This is a genomic window from Janthinobacterium sp. LPB2021202312-11-4, assembly GCF_037049705.1.
Taxonomy (GTDB): Bacteria; Pseudomonadota; Gammaproteobacteria; order Pseudomonadales; family Pseudomonadaceae; genus Aquipseudomonas.
This window is the reverse complement of the sequence record NZ_JBAGKV010000027.1, coordinates 76,322-91,156: the sequence shown is the minus strand read 5'-3', so window position 1 is coordinate 91,156 and position 14,835 is coordinate 76,322. Positions and strand designations below refer to the sequence as shown.

The 14,835-nt window shown below is 39.4% G+C and carries 22 protein-coding genes; 13 read left to right on the top strand and 9 right to left on the bottom strand.

Annotation, left to right across the window (positions count from 1 at the left end):
- From V5E99_RS24420 to V5E99_RS24385, 8 genes are all read left to right on the top strand, one after another.
- On the top strand, window positions 1-230 hold a 230-nt coding region (locus V5E99_RS24420; protein ID WP_499804790.1), incomplete at its 5' end, for a colicin E3/pyocin S6 family cytotoxin.
- Window positions 231-238: 8 nt separating this feature from the next.
- Window positions 239-478 carry a pyocin S6 family toxin immunity protein gene (locus V5E99_RS24415; RefSeq protein WP_499804789.1) on the top strand — a complete coding sequence of 80 codons (240 nt, stop codon included), beginning with the start codon at window positions 239-241 and terminating at the stop codon, window positions 476-478.
- A gap of 198 nt (window positions 479-676) precedes the next feature.
- Window positions 677-919, top strand: coding sequence for a pyocin S6 family toxin immunity protein (locus V5E99_RS24410; protein WP_499804795.1), 243 nt, complete (start codon window positions 677-679; stop codon window positions 917-919).
- An 18-nt stretch (window positions 920-937) separates the two neighbouring features.
- Window positions 938-1,177 carry a pyocin S6 family toxin immunity protein gene (locus V5E99_RS24405; RefSeq protein WP_499804788.1) on the top strand — a complete coding sequence of 80 codons (240 nt, stop codon included), beginning with the start codon at window positions 938-940 and terminating at the stop codon, window positions 1,175-1,177.
- Between the two features lie 181 nt (window positions 1,178-1,358).
- Window positions 1,359-1,619 (top strand): hypothetical protein, encoded by a 261-nt coding sequence (locus V5E99_RS24400; RefSeq protein WP_499804787.1) that lies wholly within the window; start codon window positions 1,359-1,361, stop codon window positions 1,617-1,619.
- 84 nt (window positions 1,620-1,703) lie between these two features.
- Complete coding sequence (locus V5E99_RS24395) at window positions 1,704-2,384, top strand: dual OB domain-containing protein (protein WP_139138847.1); 681 nt, start codon at window positions 1,704-1,706, stop codon at window positions 2,382-2,384.
- Window position 2,385: 1 nt separating this feature from the next.
- Window positions 2,386-2,829 carry a DUF488 domain-containing protein gene (locus V5E99_RS24390; protein WP_463955987.1) on the top strand — a complete coding sequence of 148 codons (444 nt, stop codon included), beginning with the start codon at window positions 2,386-2,388 and terminating at the stop codon, window positions 2,827-2,829.
- Window positions 2,826-3,425 carry a DUF4326 domain-containing protein gene (locus V5E99_RS24385; RefSeq protein ID WP_499804786.1) on the top strand — a complete coding sequence of 200 codons (600 nt, stop codon included), beginning with the start codon at window positions 2,826-2,828 and terminating at the stop codon, window positions 3,423-3,425. Before V5E99_RS24390 ends, V5E99_RS24385 begins: the two co-directional genes overlap by 4 nt.
- Before the next feature lie 421 nt (window positions 3,426-3,846).
- Here the strand turns inward: V5E99_RS24385 and V5E99_RS24380 are convergent, their stop codons facing one another.
- The 3 genes from V5E99_RS24380 to V5E99_RS24370 form a co-directional block, all read right to left on the bottom strand.
- On the bottom strand, window positions 3,847-4,554 hold the full coding sequence (locus tag V5E99_RS24380; protein ID WP_499804785.1) for a hypothetical protein: 708 nt from the start codon (window positions 4,552-4,554) through the stop codon (window positions 3,847-3,849).
- Between the two features lie 341 nt (window positions 4,555-4,895).
- Entirely contained in the window at window positions 4,896-5,342 is a 447-nt protein-coding gene (locus V5E99_RS24375; protein ID WP_499804784.1) for a hypothetical protein, read from the bottom strand.
- A 14-nt stretch (window positions 5,343-5,356) separates the two neighbouring features.
- Entirely contained in the window at window positions 5,357-5,599 is a 243-nt protein-coding gene (locus V5E99_RS24370) for a hypothetical protein (protein ID WP_499804783.1), read from the bottom strand.
- A gap of 598 nt (window positions 5,600-6,197) precedes the next feature.
- Between V5E99_RS24370 and V5E99_RS24365 the strand changes: the two genes are divergently transcribed.
- The 5 genes from V5E99_RS24365 to V5E99_RS24345 all read left to right on the top strand — a co-directional run bounded on the left by V5E99_RS24365 (window position 6,198) and on the right by V5E99_RS24345 (window position 9,634).
- Window positions 6,198-7,169 carry a replication initiation protein gene (locus V5E99_RS24365; protein WP_499804782.1) on the top strand — a complete coding sequence of 324 codons (972 nt, stop codon included), beginning with the start codon at window positions 6,198-6,200 and terminating at the stop codon, window positions 7,167-7,169.
- Window positions 7,160-7,555, top strand: coding sequence for a hypothetical protein (locus V5E99_RS24360; RefSeq protein WP_499804781.1), 396 nt, complete (start codon window positions 7,160-7,162; stop codon window positions 7,553-7,555). The genes V5E99_RS24365 and V5E99_RS24360 overlap by 10 nt, the downstream gene beginning before the upstream one ends.
- 17 nt (window positions 7,556-7,572) lie before the next feature.
- Window positions 7,573-8,229 (top strand): hypothetical protein, encoded by a 657-nt coding sequence (locus V5E99_RS24355; RefSeq protein ID WP_454864028.1) that lies wholly within the window; start codon window positions 7,573-7,575, stop codon window positions 8,227-8,229.
- 18 nt (window positions 8,230-8,247) lie between these two features.
- A complete protein-coding gene (locus tag V5E99_RS24350; protein ID WP_499804780.1) occupies window positions 8,248-8,904 on the top strand; it encodes a hypothetical protein in 657 nt (218 codons plus the stop codon).
- 292 nt (window positions 8,905-9,196) lie between these two features.
- A complete protein-coding gene (locus V5E99_RS24345) occupies window positions 9,197-9,634 on the top strand; it encodes a hypothetical protein (RefSeq protein WP_499804779.1) in 438 nt (145 codons plus the stop codon).
- Between the two features lie 28 nt (window positions 9,635-9,662).
- Here V5E99_RS24345 and V5E99_RS24340 read toward each other — a convergent pair whose 3' ends face one another.
- The 6 genes from V5E99_RS24340 to V5E99_RS24315 form a co-directional block, all read right to left on the bottom strand.
- A complete protein-coding gene (locus V5E99_RS24340; protein WP_499804778.1) occupies window positions 9,663-11,336 on the bottom strand; it encodes a relaxase/mobilization nuclease domain-containing protein in 1,674 nt (557 codons plus the stop codon).
- On the bottom strand, window positions 11,333-11,695 hold the full coding sequence (gene mobC, locus V5E99_RS24335; RefSeq protein WP_499804777.1) for a plasmid mobilization relaxosome protein MobC: 363 nt from the start codon (window positions 11,693-11,695) through the stop codon (window positions 11,333-11,335). The genes V5E99_RS24340 and mobC overlap by 4 nt, the downstream gene beginning before the upstream one ends.
- 64 nt (window positions 11,696-11,759) lie before the next feature.
- The gene (locus V5E99_RS24330; RefSeq protein ID WP_499804776.1) at window positions 11,760-12,146 is read right to left on the bottom strand and encodes a hypothetical protein; all 387 of its coding nucleotides are present in this window, start codon (window positions 12,144-12,146) and stop codon (window positions 11,760-11,762) included.
- Entirely contained in the window at window positions 12,122-12,631 is a 510-nt protein-coding gene (locus tag V5E99_RS24325; protein ID WP_499804775.1) for a hypothetical protein, read from the bottom strand. The genes V5E99_RS24330 and V5E99_RS24325 overlap by 25 nt, the downstream gene beginning before the upstream one ends.
- Window positions 12,632-12,645: 14 nt before the next feature.
- Window positions 12,646-12,810, bottom strand: a complete 165-nt coding sequence (locus V5E99_RS24320; protein WP_157811476.1) for a hypothetical protein — start codon at window positions 12,808-12,810, stop codon at window positions 12,646-12,648.
- A gap of 383 nt (window positions 12,811-13,193) precedes the next feature.
- Window positions 13,194-14,822, bottom strand: coding sequence for a recombinase family protein (locus V5E99_RS24315; RefSeq protein ID WP_499804774.1), 1,629 nt, complete (start codon window positions 14,820-14,822; stop codon window positions 13,194-13,196).
- Between the last annotated feature and the right edge of the window lie 13 nt (window positions 14,823-14,835).

Here is a 14,835-nt window from a genome sequence, read left to right as displayed (position 1 = left end):
GGCTAACAGCCTTTCCTGATGCGGTGAAAGTCGACTTTAAAACAAGAGTCCGAGGTGGCGGTGGGGCTCGCAGACGTTGGAAGGATGGTAAGGGTCGTATTTACGAGTGGGATAGTCAGCACGGGGCTGTTGAAATGTACGATAAACAAGGAAAGCACTTAGGAGAGTTTGACCCTGTCACGGGCGAACAAACAAAGCCAGCCAAACCCGGTCGAAAAGTAGAAAAATAGGAGTTTTTATGTACCTTTGTATTAGCGGATTCCTGCGTGACAGTACCGAAGATGATTCGCTTAAATTTGAACTTGATCTGAATGTTTCTTTTAATGACCAGATAGTTAAACTTCTCGGACATAAAAGTCTCAACGAAATGGCCAGCGGAGAGTGGCTGCTAACAACTGAGGAGGCTCAGCAGATTGCTTTATTGGTCAATCAGTCAATTCCAGTTGACCTTAAGCTATTTATTGGCGTTGAGACGTAGCACTACCTGCCAATCGCAAACCTAACAGGAGTCGATATCGGGGTAATCCTAGGCGAGAGTCTACAACACAATATTGAGGACCTCTGATCACCCGAATGGGGGCGATAAAGCCCAATAAGGCGAGCAGCTACTGTTATTTGAAGAGAACATAAAAACAGCATCTCTTTCAACGAAATCAGTGAGTATTAGGAGTCATTTATTTTTTTATGCATCGAAGGTTTTTTCCCTGAAGGTCACGAAAATGAATTTGTGCAATTTGACTTGGACGTAGCACCAGAATTCAATCAGATCGTACTTGATTTGGTTGGCTGGGAATCCCTTCAAGATGGCGTGAGACATGGCGTTATTGAACTTACAGCAGCGCAAGCCCGGAAGATTCAAGATGTGCTCGGAAAACCCATACCAAGTGAGTTTGATATCTGTATTAGCGTCTTAGCATAAAATTTGGAGGCCGCAGCTATGAACCTGTTTATCACAGGATTCCTGTCCGACCACTTTGAAGACAGCTCGCTGAAATATGAGCTTGATATAAAGCCTGAATTTGAAAAAACAGTAATGGATATACTGGGATGGGAGAGTCTTGCCGCTGAAGCCGATGGTGAGTTACCGCTGACTAATGAGCAAACTAGGCAAATTGCCTCTGTCATTAAAGAATACCTACCCTATGACCTCGATTTATTTATTGGTGTTGTGGCATAGCGTCACAGGTCGACTTCGCCTCTGACAAATAGTCCTAACGTATGTAAGAGACTGGCATGGCATCCATTAGGAATTTGCTGGCATAACCTGCGCAAGCAAAAGTGGCGAAACGCCGAACGGTGCTGACACGGGCATTGAACGCAATGTACTGTATACCCATACAGCTACCGAGCACCCATCCATGTCCACTCCTCTCCCACCTCGCGGTCGCGGCACCGCCGCCAACCCGCACAACCGCTTCGCGCCGAGCCGTTCGGTGGCCGAGGATGACGGTTGGTATCAGGAAGCGCCGGTCACTCAGGGCACCGAAGTCCGAATCGAGACGGCGAAAACCATCATCACCCGCAATAACTCACCGGACTTGCCCTTCGACCGTTCGATCAATCCCTATCGTGGCTGCGAACACGGCTGCGTATGTTCAGCGATAGGTTCCAAAATCTAGTAGAGTCCATGAAACGGGGGTTGATAGGTACAGTGTGTCAGGCGAGTATGTGAAGCACATCGCCATCACGGAAGGGGTACGTCAATGCCGCACACATTAGATATGGTCTGTCTTGCAAACTCGTGGAAGCATGGAGGGAGATGCATCGCGGGAAAAATATACGGTGGTGACCGCTCTGGCGAATGGATCAGGCCGGTAAGTCCAACCGTAGGCCACAGACAAATTACATTTGCTCAAATGAATTATGGCCAAAATCAATTTGCTCAAATATTGGACATTATTCGTATTGAATTTACTGTCCGGGAACCTGATACCTTCCAGCATGAAAATTTAATAGTATCCGGCACCGGATGGATAAAGTTGGGCAGGCTCGATCAAAGAAATATACACCAATGGATTGATGCTCCAAACGCTCTTTGGAGTAATGGTGACAGCAGTGAATACGGTGAAAACGATAAAATTTCGGGGCATCGTATAGCCCTAGACCAACCGTCGTCTCTTGTAATGGTTCAACCGGATGGCGGACATTTGAATGTATCCGTTGCAAAAGAGCGAGATGATAAAATCAAAATACGCCTTAATTTCCACTATAATGGCGTCAAATATGCGTTAACAACCACAGATCTTTGGGCACAAGATCATTTTCGTGGCCGTGGTATTGGCAATTATGAAATGCAAAACATCCAAGCAATGACAATCAGCTTAGGCGAACCATTTGCCAATGGAAACACGACGAAAATCGTGGCAGAGATTTTCAGGGGATAATATGAAAATTTTTACAATCGGTTTTACCGAGAAAAAAGCAGAACGCTTTTTCTCTTTGATAAAACTATCAGGCACAAAGCGGGTTGTTGACGTCCGATTGAATAATATTTCACAGCTCTCAGGGTTTGCAAAAAGAGATGACTTGAAATATTTCCTAAAAGAATTATGTGACGTTGATTACGTGCATTTGCCAGAATTGGCACCCACGAAAGAAATCTTGTCGCCATATCAAAAAAAGGAAATTTCTTGGCAGCAGTATGAGGATAAATTCCTAAATCTGATGGCGAAGCGAAATATTGAAAAACACGTAAAACCTGAAATTATTGATGAAGGGTGCTTGTTATGCAGTGAGCATCAGCCGCATCAGTGCCATAGGCGGCTGGTTGCGAATTATCTCAAGCAAGCGTGGGATCAATCTGATGCGGTTGTCAAAGATTTAATATGAGTAAAGATGCAAAAGTCTTAATTGCTTATCCTATCGACTTCCTTTCATATTCGAAATTTGAAAGGAAAGTCGATAGAATTATCAGCTCTCTTGAAAAAGTAGAGCTGATTTTCGTATCTGATGAAAATAGTTTTATCGAAAAATATTCACAGTCTAAGGGATTACCTGCAATCCCGTTCAGCTCAGATAAAGAAGCATTGAAGGAAGTCACACACGCTATTCTTTTTCAAGATGAAGAAAGAAATTGTTTCTTCATACTCGATAATGATTTACGGGAAAAAGAAATACCTACAAGAATCATAAATTTGAGAATCACCAAAGTGTCTAACAAAGACAACGGTGACAATTATGATGTTTACATCGGTAGGGGAACCCTGTGGGGCAATCCTTACCAGATGGGTAAAGAAGGCACACGCGACGAAGTTATAGCCAAGTTTGCTTATGATTTCGAAAAACGCTTTTTGAAATTACCCGAAAAATTCGATGAAAACATCGAAAAGCTCAGAGGTAAGACGCTCGGTTGCCACTGCAAGCCTGCGGCATGTCATGGTGATGTAATCGCCAACTATCTCAACTCCCAAGACGATGGGCAGTGACTCGACAGGTTTACGCTTGTCGAGTGCCCAGATGCTTTCTCACTCCGTGGGTATTGGCCCGGTTGCTGAACGCCCGGCCAATGATGCGTTAAAAACTCCTACGTTTCGATCAGGGTGGTTTTGAACGCTGGGACTCGTACCGGTGTGAAAAATCGCCAACCCTTCTTGTACCGTGTAATAACCCGGTTTAAGACGTACACCTCAATGCACGCTTCGCGTTGGGCGTGCGGTGGCTCGCCTATTCTGGTGGTCGCTTCGCTTTAAAATCACATGCTTTTTAAAGCCAAGAAAAAGGGCCTAAGCACAACAAACCGTAGATGGAAAGAAAACGGAAAAATTACTTTATGGGAATGTAGGCTACCCCTGCGGGGTAGTCGATTAGAACGGAAAATTAACGTTAAAAAAGCCCTTTCGGGCTGGTTTAGATTCTCATCATGTCTACTAGACTTTTATAGTGTTTGTTCGTGTCGTTAAACGTCACCATTACATCAACGCCATCAATTGTGTAAACAGGGTTTAACAATGATGGTCTTGTGGCTTTTATCTCTTCGCTTTCTGTCTCTTGATAGTCGAATGGCTTCAATGTTTTTATCAGCGTCAAATGGCCTAAATTACACTTTAACGTTTTCACTACCTTGCGATCTTTTACGATCCTGATCGTTATTCTATATTCATATTTCAATTCTTTGAAAAAGAAAAAATCCCTTGGCGTCATCGCTTCATGAAAAGCTTCTCTATGAACCGGATCAATGTTTACATTGTTGATTGCGACTAACTCATTCTTATCAATCAATCTCGCATAATTTTCACAAGTTGAAATCCTAGAAATCGCCTTGTATTTTTTTGTTTTGCATATTTGTATTACTGAATAGTCATAGTCAAATTGAGCGTCCAGATCGAACAAGTGGATTTTTTTCTGTGTGGCGTCTTCGTATTCTTCTGACTTGAAATAATCGTCAAGCACATAATTAGCAACGTTCATTGACGATGTTGACTTGCTGATTAATAAAAATCTTGTTGTGTCTTCTTCTCTATTTTTGAAAATTGTATCAACGCCGAGTAATGCACATCCGTAGAATACTTCTGATGCCAAATCAACCAAATTAAATTTCTTTTTGATGTTTTTCATAAATCTCCTTTCTGTGTTGTTACTTAAATGAAAACACATAAAAAGAAGAAGTCAACAGAAAGGGCCTAAATAGTTAAGTGCATAGGGCTTATTGTCTAACCATATTTTTAAATAATGTCCGACTTTAAATATATTTTCAATCTGCTATTGACACGTAATTAATGGCTTATCTAAGCCAAAATAAGACCATCACAAAAATGGCAAAACTCAATAATTTGCAAGATTTTCTAAAATAAAATTGACGATATTTTATTGAAAAATAAACTGTCAAAAGAAAGGGCCTAAACCCAACAGGCACAAAAAAGCCCCAATCAAGGGGCTTCAATTTCTCGCGGAAAATGTCAGGCAGTGACAGGAACGCCTTTCAGTTTCTTGATCAGGTCATCGAATGTCTTAACCTTGTTTTTCTTGATCAGGTCAGCAACGTAATCTTTGTATTTAGTGAAGCCTGCGGCCTTCACAACCTTTTCAAGATCCGGCTTCATAGTGCCTTGTGAGGCTTCTCTCAGCACCACTTCAACACCATCAACCACGACCTTATATTGCGGCTTCGCCACCTTGGGTGTCTTCACGCTCACGCTTGTAGGTGTTTTAGCGGCTGTTTTAACGCCGTGAAGGGAATGCACCACGTCGATAAAATCGGGCACCTTATAGCCGTATTTATTGCGAAGGGCTTCAAGCTCTTCAACAAATTTCATGACCTTTGCTTCTTGCTCGTTCGATTGAAGACTTTTGATTTGCTCTTCAAGCTGTTTTTGCTGTGCCAGTAGATCAAGCAATTTAGACATTTTTCGATTTTCCTTCAATTGTAAAATTTGGCATCAGACGACAGAAAAACGACAAACCGGCCATATTCTCTTTCTATCCGTTTGAAATATACAGGCCAATTATCATCAACATTTTTTGAAATTGATTCTTTAAAGTCTTCTAGACTTTGTGGAGCTTCAACCTCAGCGGCTCTAAGACCTAAAACGTAAAGTGTTACGTATGGGACATATTGCTTTAATGACGCTTTTAAAGCCGCTTCAACGCTGAATAGGCCCATATTAATGCCATTCTTGATCTCTAACCGCTCTATACAATATTCATCGAAATGGAGGCAGTCTAGGGCTTTTCCGTCTCTCGGATCTCTCGACCATTGATTGTGGAGGGTGTTTAGCACGATCTCGGTGTCGCTTGCGATGCCTTCAAGTATCAATTTCTATTCACTCCATTGATCAAAAAATGGATTGTAAAATCATTCATCGAAAAATGTCAAAATAAAGTGCCTAGATTCTAACCAGAAAAGTTTTTGATTTTAGATCCACCAGATGGTTTTGACGTTCTGCTCTCATATTATATTAATAAAAACATTTACGAAGTAAATATCTTATACCCTCCTGCAATGTTCAAAAAAGCCCGCAAGAATAAGGGAAATCTAAAAATCTGGGTTATAGCATTTTATTTTTTAACGTCTAAAACCCTCGTTTTTTACGTTTTCGGTTAACGCATTTTATTTTTTCGAGCGGTTTATACTTAGAATATTGAGTTTTTCAAAAGCATTAAAGTATGGTTAACGCAATTTATTAAGTTTTTCCTGTTTCAATCTTGTAATTTCTTTTTTTAATGGTTCAATATAAGAAAGAATAAGGAAAACATTAACCATGCAATATAGATTAAGAGAGATTACAGGCGGAAACGGTAAGCCACGCAAAGTTAGAGCGTTAAAAACATTTACATCAGTCCCAAGACTGTTTTTAGTGTTGCCGCTTTTTAACGTCATAAACAACAGCGAAAAACCTGATGAACCTATAATGGTTCCTAAACATCAAAACACACGAAATATTGAGATAAAAAACGCTCAATTGACTATCGAAAAAGATTTCGACATTTTCCTATTTATTTTAAGAAGAGTTTTAAACAGCAATAGCACATCAATAGAGTTCACAACAAAAGAAATGATGGACGAACTAAATATTGAAAAAGTTAATAGGGCACAGTATTTAAAGACCTTCATCAAGTCAGTTGAAAGACTAAGCAATATTCACGTCAAATATGAAGAGAAAATTGACGGCGAATGGGAGCACACTTTTTTCAGTTTCTTAGATGGTAAATTGACCAAAACAAAAGGGCGTATAGAGGTGTCGAAGTTCTTTATTGAGTTTTTCGGAAGCCTTAAAGAACTTTATGAACTCAATCCAGAAATTTTAAAATTACTGTCAAAATATCAACGCATTTTATACGTGCTTTACGTTTGCAACAGAAAGAGCACAACCAATTATTTCAGTGTTGATATGTTGAAAGAAAGATTCAACATCAACAGCGATAAAATGCCCGATAAGCAATTTATCAAAAAAATCAGAGACACCAATAAAGAGCTTCAAGATCTCGGATTGATTACAAGGTTTAAAGAAATTAAAGCGTTGGACAAAGAAGGAAAGAATGACAACCCAAGACAGCAAACAATTCAATTTGATGTTGATTATACTTATAAATCGTTATACCCGACTTTAAAGAATTTGAAAGCTATCGCGGCGTTAAATATTCCAGTTTTCAAGAAAATAAAAGAACCTAAGATTGTAGAAGAAATTGAACAACCAAAATTAACAGATGAAGGAGATTCAGAATGGACATAAAAGAGATAAGAGAAATAGATTTAAAGCACGTCAGCCTAGCCGCTGCAGGCTTGATTAAGCAGATTGAAAGCATATTGCCAACGATCACCAATGATCGCGTTAGACAGCTCGTAGCGTTGAAACTAGGCACTGCTATCAGTGAAGGAGGCAACGAGGCTATGTTGCGTCAAATTTTGATCTTGGCTATTGCGTCAGTTGAAAGCAGCGATTTGATCGAACATAAAATGAATTCGGGGGATCTTGAATATAACCCTTTTACGAAAGAAATACTCAGCGAAATAAATTGTATGCCAGCCGCTGTTGCTGTGAAAAAAGTGATGGACGAAGTAGTAAACAAAAAAGCACCAAAAAACAAACCAAATGAACAAAAACCGCCAACGGTTTAACATCGATCAGGAGATCCATGAATGTAAGAAATGTAATAACTTTTTTAACACTGCTTTTTCTTCCTATCGTCGCATTCGCTGACGGTGATGCTACTGCCGCTCGGGTTGAACTGATTTCGGCCAACCTTGGACTAATCAAACTCGTAATTTTCTTGATCGGGTTTATCCTATTTGTTTCGGGTGGATACAAGCTTAAATTGCTTACCGATGAGGGCGGCAAAATGGGGAAAAGTGTCCCGCTCGTTTACTTAATTGTCGGGGCTGTTCTTATGAACATCACATTAGCCATTGGTGTGTTTGGGAATACCTATTTTAAAGCCGGGGATTTCTGTTTTGTCGTCTCCGAAGGTGCAATAAATAACGCATGTATGAATACAGAAGTATCGGGCCTTACAGGTGAACTAAAAGCCAGAATAGAAAAGCTTTCGAGCGGAGGCACAGCCGAAAAATTCTTGGAAAATATCCAAATAATTATTGGACTTTTTCAAATTATTGGATTGATTTATTTTGCGGTGGGTGCGTATGGGATTGCACAAGTGTCAAATGGATCATCAAAGGAAAGCGGCTACGGCAAACCCATCATAACAATGTTCGCTTCTGCTTTGATTGTTGATATACCGCACACCGCCATGATGGCCATTGATACGCTTGAAAAAATAGGAATTAACTTTTAACCAACGACCGGGGAAATTATGAAAAATACGATATTACTTTTAACGCTTTTATTCTCAGTTAATGCTTTTGCTGACCATTCAACATCGAAATTTATTTGGTCAGGTAAGTGCTTAAATAGCAATTGCACAAGATCAGAAATAGAAGCGGAGAACAAAGCGAATTATCAAAAACATTTGCAACATATTCAAGACTTGGACGCAGAGCAAGAAGAAGAAGACAGAGAGTGGTCGCGTCAACATGACGAAGACCAAGCAAGGGCGGATGCTTTGCCGAAATATCAATATAAACCAATACCAGAAATAGATAATTGCGTAACACGCTTTTACGAAAAAGCTTCAAGCATTATCGGTGATAACGCAAAAAACTATCTGGACGTTGAAGAGATTGAAGGGGGTAAGTGTATATTTGGCATCAAACTGATGGCAGAAGAAATGTGCGAATATTTTGATACTTTTTCAAGCCTAGCAACTCCGGGCTGGTCAGAAGCGGAATGGTGTAGATACCGATCAGAGTTAAGAGAAGTCCATATTCAATATAGAGATGTTGTAGGTACACCAGCTTTAACAGATGCCGTGAAAGCAGAACGTAAAGCAAAATTAAAACCGATTGAAGACAAGCATAATAAAATTTACCAAAATCTATTTGAGCAGCATGTAAAACAACTTAAACAATAAAGTCCGAAAACGGGCTTTTTTTTCGCATTTGATTTTTTAATATTATTATATATAATAATATTAACAACATATTTTTTAAAATGAAAACATCAACAAAAGTAGCACTACTAACAGCAATCGCATTGTGTGCATTGCTCAATTCTATATTCCTCGCAGTAAATTGTTCGTTGCACTCTATACCATCATACTATCTGATTGCCGCTCAATGCCTCGGAATTTACGTATTGATTGAATTGTGCGGAGAGGCAAAAAGCAGAGAAAACAAAACAAACAAAACTAACGAGGTATCACAATGATCAGACTTTTACTTTTAATAATCGCATTATTATCTTCAATGTCTGTTAATGCGGCTTACGTTATACGTATGCCCCTTGAACAAAGTTTGAGCGGTTCGCTACCTGATCACAGCATTAAATTCATTGGTGAACTCGAATTACCAGAAGTAGAAAAAACACCTGCTGAAATCTGTAATGAAAAAATACAACCAACGGTTGCTTTTCTAGCTTCTAATTATCCAGATGTTTCTTATAGCTCACACGAATTCAGCAGTATGTTTTTCCCCGTTCCTACGCCCGAATATAGAGACGGTTGCCAGTTAACGCTTAATTTTCCAAAATCAAGAGGGGCTAGCTGCTCACCTAACAATGATTATGCGGAGTCAACAGGCAATTTAATGTTACAGCGTGGCTTTGACATGGTATTTATTAACTATTACGGGACATGCTCATAAACAAGAAAACGCCAAGAAGGCTTTTTTTTTAATTGGGTGTAAATTTTTGAAGTCTTCGTCTTTCGTTTTGATGCTGTTCATTTTCTGCTTGGTTTTGACTGTCTTTGTTCTGAGCGTCAAGCACTCGCATTTCTGAAAGAATTTCTTGCATCGGGCCTTGGGCATCATGCACTGCGAACACATCAAGAGCAGCACTAGCCAAACCATCTAACAAACCAGCCGCCCCCATTTTCGATGATTTTTCAGCTTGGGTATCGTCTGGTTTTGGGGCGTCAAGCAATCGTCTTACATTGTGTTCTAAGAAAGGACTGGCTTTTTCATTACCTGATTTTGGTTCAACCGGTTTTTCTTTATCAGCAGACGAAGGTTTGTTGTTTGTATCTGACTTATTGAATGCCGGATTTTCAGTAGGTTTTTCAGTTGATAAAGCTTTTATGTTGTTTTCTACAATTGGCTTCTTAAAGGCCGGATTTTCAAGCTTCATTTTATCAAGCTGTGCTTTGTCTACTGCAGTAGGTGTAAAACCACTTAACGAATAACCTTTTTTATCTAAACCCATCATGTTGAATTGAAGCCATGCAGCACGCTTAAAATCGTCCGTTCCTGATAGGTGCAAGGTTTGCGGTTTACCCTTTTCAGTGAGCTTCTGTAATCCAGCTTTAATAGCCAATGGGCTGTTAGTGTTGAATGTCGCACGGCCTAGCAATGGGCTATATTCAAAAGCTTTCTTGTTCGTGTCTTTATAAAAAAAGTCATGACCGTCAGGCGTATCGAATCGAGTATCTAGCACACGATTAGATTTCTTGATCCTCTGTTCTGTGATCGCTGATTGCTCATCATGAAAATCGCCGCCAATGCTGCCCATCTCACGTATAGGAGCCGTTTTCACTCCCAGACGTGCAAGCGTGTCACCAAATGCCGGATCGTCGCCAAAACGGGCTTTTAAGAGCTTGTAGGACGCTCCTATCTCAGACGCTTTGAAGATCTGGCCGTCCTTCTCCAGGGAATAGGCATTGTTGCCGTTAGTGATCAATGTGAAGCCGTCATTATCAAGAAATTCAAGGAACTCGCCAGCGGTCATAGCTTTATCAGTTGCGGCATTTACCGCTTCTTTAAATTTTGTCTTCTCTGACTTTATCCCACGGTTTTCAAGCCTGTATTCGTTTGACGGTTGTGGATTGGTAGGCATTTTTGGGTTTAGGTATTTTCTGTTTTTTACTTCTTCAAGGCCGTGTTTCAATTCAGCTTGATGACAAAGCTTTTCGAATAGCTCGTAATCGTTTTTCTGCTCATAGGGCTTACCTTTGTTATCTCGTTTATTCCAGATCAAATGGACGTGGGTTTTTCCGTTATCGTCTTTATCGTGAACAGCTACGCGATATTTTCTATTGTCTAAATCAAGGGCTTCTTTCCAAACTGACATAGCAATTTCTAATGCTTGTTCATTTGTTATGTTGTCTTTTGGGGAAAAGCTGATCACCTCATGAATGGCAAGAACTTCTTGTTTTCTTCCGGTTTTAGGTTCAAATTTATTATTGATTTGATTGAATTTCTTAACGCCTAGCTTGTTATAGTCCTTGATACTGGTGCCATCGAATTTGGCTTCGCTACCGTCTACTAATTCGGCTTTTTCTAATGCGTAATTCATAGTGCCACTGATGCCAGCACTATCGGACAACTTGCTATTGATTTTTCTTATCATTTTGAACCTCTTTTTTTAATCACCGTTTTTACACCCTTTTCGATTACTACAGTTTCAAGAGCGTCAAACTTTGCGATGATTTGTTTTAGAGTGTTCACGTCTTGCTCTGTGAATGTCGCCCCGGCGTTCACCTTCCTAGCCATTTGGTTTAAGTTGGTGCCGATTGAGCCAAGCATTTTTTCGATTTTATCGAAAGAGGCGAGTAACGTAGGGTTCGTGTATTCGACTGTTTGAGCGAATCCGTCATTAACAATCTTCTTGATTACTGCTGTTTTAGTCATTGAAAGACTAAAAGCGAGTTCGTTGAATTTTTGCATGTCTTCTTTTGAAATTCTTATTGATATTTTATCTTGTGCCATGTTTCTCCTGATCGGGGTTTATTTTAATTTGGTGAACAAAGGCCGGGGCCTGTTGTTCGTTGTGTTAATTTATATCTGCCCAATCTTGATTAAGCATTGAGCTATTTTCTCTCTCCAAGTTATCGACAAACCAACCTTTTATATTTGCCGAAATTTTTACGTTACTCTTGATCCTATCCAGTGCATCTAAAACAAAAAAGTATCTACTATCAGGGTCGGCATTTATAAAACGCTCAATGATTTCTTTATTTCTAAAACTGCTCATTCCGTGTTTTTCTCTGTAAAGCCTTATGATTGTAACTATTCGTCTTTCTGTCTGAGTTAGATTTGAGTAGTCGAGGCTGTTAGGGTATTTTTGATTAGTCATGTTTTCCTTGTGTTTGTTAATTTGGTGAACAAAGGCCGTGGCCTGTTGTTCGTGTTTACTCATAATGATGAAACGATTTTCCAAGCTAGCTTTCCATAAACCGTTTCGGCAATGTAGGAATTTATCAAATCCATAATTAAAAGCTTTAACTTGTTGTCAATTGTAGATTTCGAAACTGCCAAATGTGCCCATGTGAAATACATGATTTGGTCTGTTTCAGTCATTCCATGTTCAATGCCATCAAATGCCCAAAATGTTTTATCGCTCAAAATATCCATGTGGCAAGAAAGAAAATAGAATACTTGATGGGATTGCTCTAAATCATAAGGGTCGTTAATTGATGCAAGCTCTGATGTAAATTTTTCATATTTGGCTTGTTCAATCGCACGCCTTTCAACTTCTTTTTCGTTGATCGTGTTTTGTTTTTTAATAACGTTTTCACGTAAGTTGTTGGCGGCTTTAATATCTGTTTCTAGGATTTCTTCAAAGTTACTTGTGACTTCATCACCAAAGTCAAAATCATTGCTATCTTCAAAATCGAAATCTTTCGTGTCTTTTTTGTCTGTCATAATTTTCCTCATGTTTATGGTTTATTTTTAACGCCGGACGAATGTCCGTTGTTCTTTTTCTTTGCCAAGGCTGCATAGCAGTCCATGCAAAGCCAAGCTTCTATATACCAACGGCTATTTTTAACTGCTTTGAGTTGGCAACATTTGATGCAGGTTCTTAATTTGTCTTTATCACTCATTTAATCCTCATGGTTAGGTTTTTGATTTTTCTGTAATGTCGAAGCATTACAGGGGTATTGCTTTTGCTTTTACATTTTCAAACGAAGTGCGAAAATCAAGTAGGAAACGGAACAAAAAAGACCGAAGGTTTTTTTGTGCCCGACAAATTTAACGAAGTTAAATGTCGGACGTTTCCATTGCTTGCCTGTTCTTTTAGAACTCCTTATAAAAGTTGTATCATATATTTTAATGTTTTCAAGAGTGTCCGACATTTGTGCACGACATTTAAAGCGTCCGACAAATTTGAAAACGTCCGACAAAAACGTCCGACATAAAAAAGGCCATCTATAAATAGACGGCCTCAATTTAATACGTTTGATGGTTAGATTTTACTGCTGGGCTATTACTCTTGTGATTGATAGCCAGCTTCAAGATCGTAGCGTTCTATTTCTTCGGGTTTAAATTCTGCGGGTTCAAAATCAAGAGGATATTCTAGGGTGCGTCCATCTCCATCAACAAACCGCACATTATTATTAAAGAACCCTATTTCTAGTGTGTTATTAAGAAAATCAATGCGAATGTAAGTGATGATTTTTTTAAGCTCGCTATTGTATCTCACACGTTTTTCAATAGCGTCTTCTGATCGATCATAGATAATACTACTGATGTCATTATCTTTTAAACTCGAGAACGATTTTTCTGACATATAAATTTTTTCAAGTTCTTTTGTTTTCTGTTCAATCTCTTGATCCAGATGAATGCGATTGTTTTCTAGATCTGCAATCACCTCATTGTATGTAGAAGGAATGGTTTTACTTTCCATAACCATATTTTTTACGTCGATTTTGAAGTCATCTAATCTGCTACTGATTTGATTTCTTCTTGCCTTCATTTTTGATACTTCTGTTTTTAGATCTACGGCCTTCGTGTTTTCTTCAAGCAAAGCAGAAACATTCAAACCGTCTGTGAAAGCAAAGAACATCGAAAACAGTTTTTTGCCACGAATAGACAATTGACCAAAATGGCTATTTAAGTCGCATTTTCCGGTCATTGAATTGGTGCAAATAAAATAATCCCTTTCGCCCTTATTCATATAGCGGATGGTGCCACCGCACCATTTGCAATAAATCAGGTCGCGAAAGACGTTATACCGTTGATTAGAGTATCTACCCGCGAAAGGTCTTCTTGATTTGATGACTTCTTGAACTTGATAAAAAAGCTTTTCATCAACGACAGCCGGGTAATAATTTGGAATCGAATCGCCTTCGTCTTTTCGTTTTAACTGACCTACATCATCGTAGTGAATTTTTTGCGGAGAATGCTCGCCAATCAATTTGCGGTTAGACAATAGGTATTGGGTTTGGTGAATAGCGAGCTTTTCACTGTATAGATCGTTATATTCTCGCGTTGCTTCTTGAAGACCTTTCGACAATGACAATTTGAAAAGCGTGTTAATCCTTTCGACTTTTGCATGATCAATGACAAAAGCATTATTTTCGACTTTCAACCACGTTGGCACTTTTTTAGTAACGATTTCACCGGCTCGCATTTTTTCGCGATTAAATTTCCATGCCTTGCTTGAAAAATCGCTTTTTCGTTTACTCTCGACGTTTGCCCGCTCAAATTCTAAAAGAGCGTTGACCCAGTCTGCAAAATCTAGATTATCTTCTTCATAAATTTTATCTTTATCAAGAATGACGATCTTGATTCCGGAAAAAATTAGATCGGTAAAAATTTTATTTGTGCGGACAATTTTATCTCTTGAAAGCCGATCGAAGTTTTCGATTAATAGATACGAACCTTTGTCGATTTCGCCCATTCGCACTTCTTTCAAGAATTTACCCAAAACACCTTCCGAACCGGCGTTTTTACCGTGATATGCGGACGTACCGGCGTCTTCAAGGTGTCGATCCACTTCTAGCCCGTGCTTGGACACAAAAGCGTCTATAAGCTCGTTTTGGCGTGCTCGGGTGCTGCCGTCTTCTTGCCGGGTCGAGGAAAAGCGAACGTAGGGAAAGCATTTTTTGGTCATTATTTAGTCAACC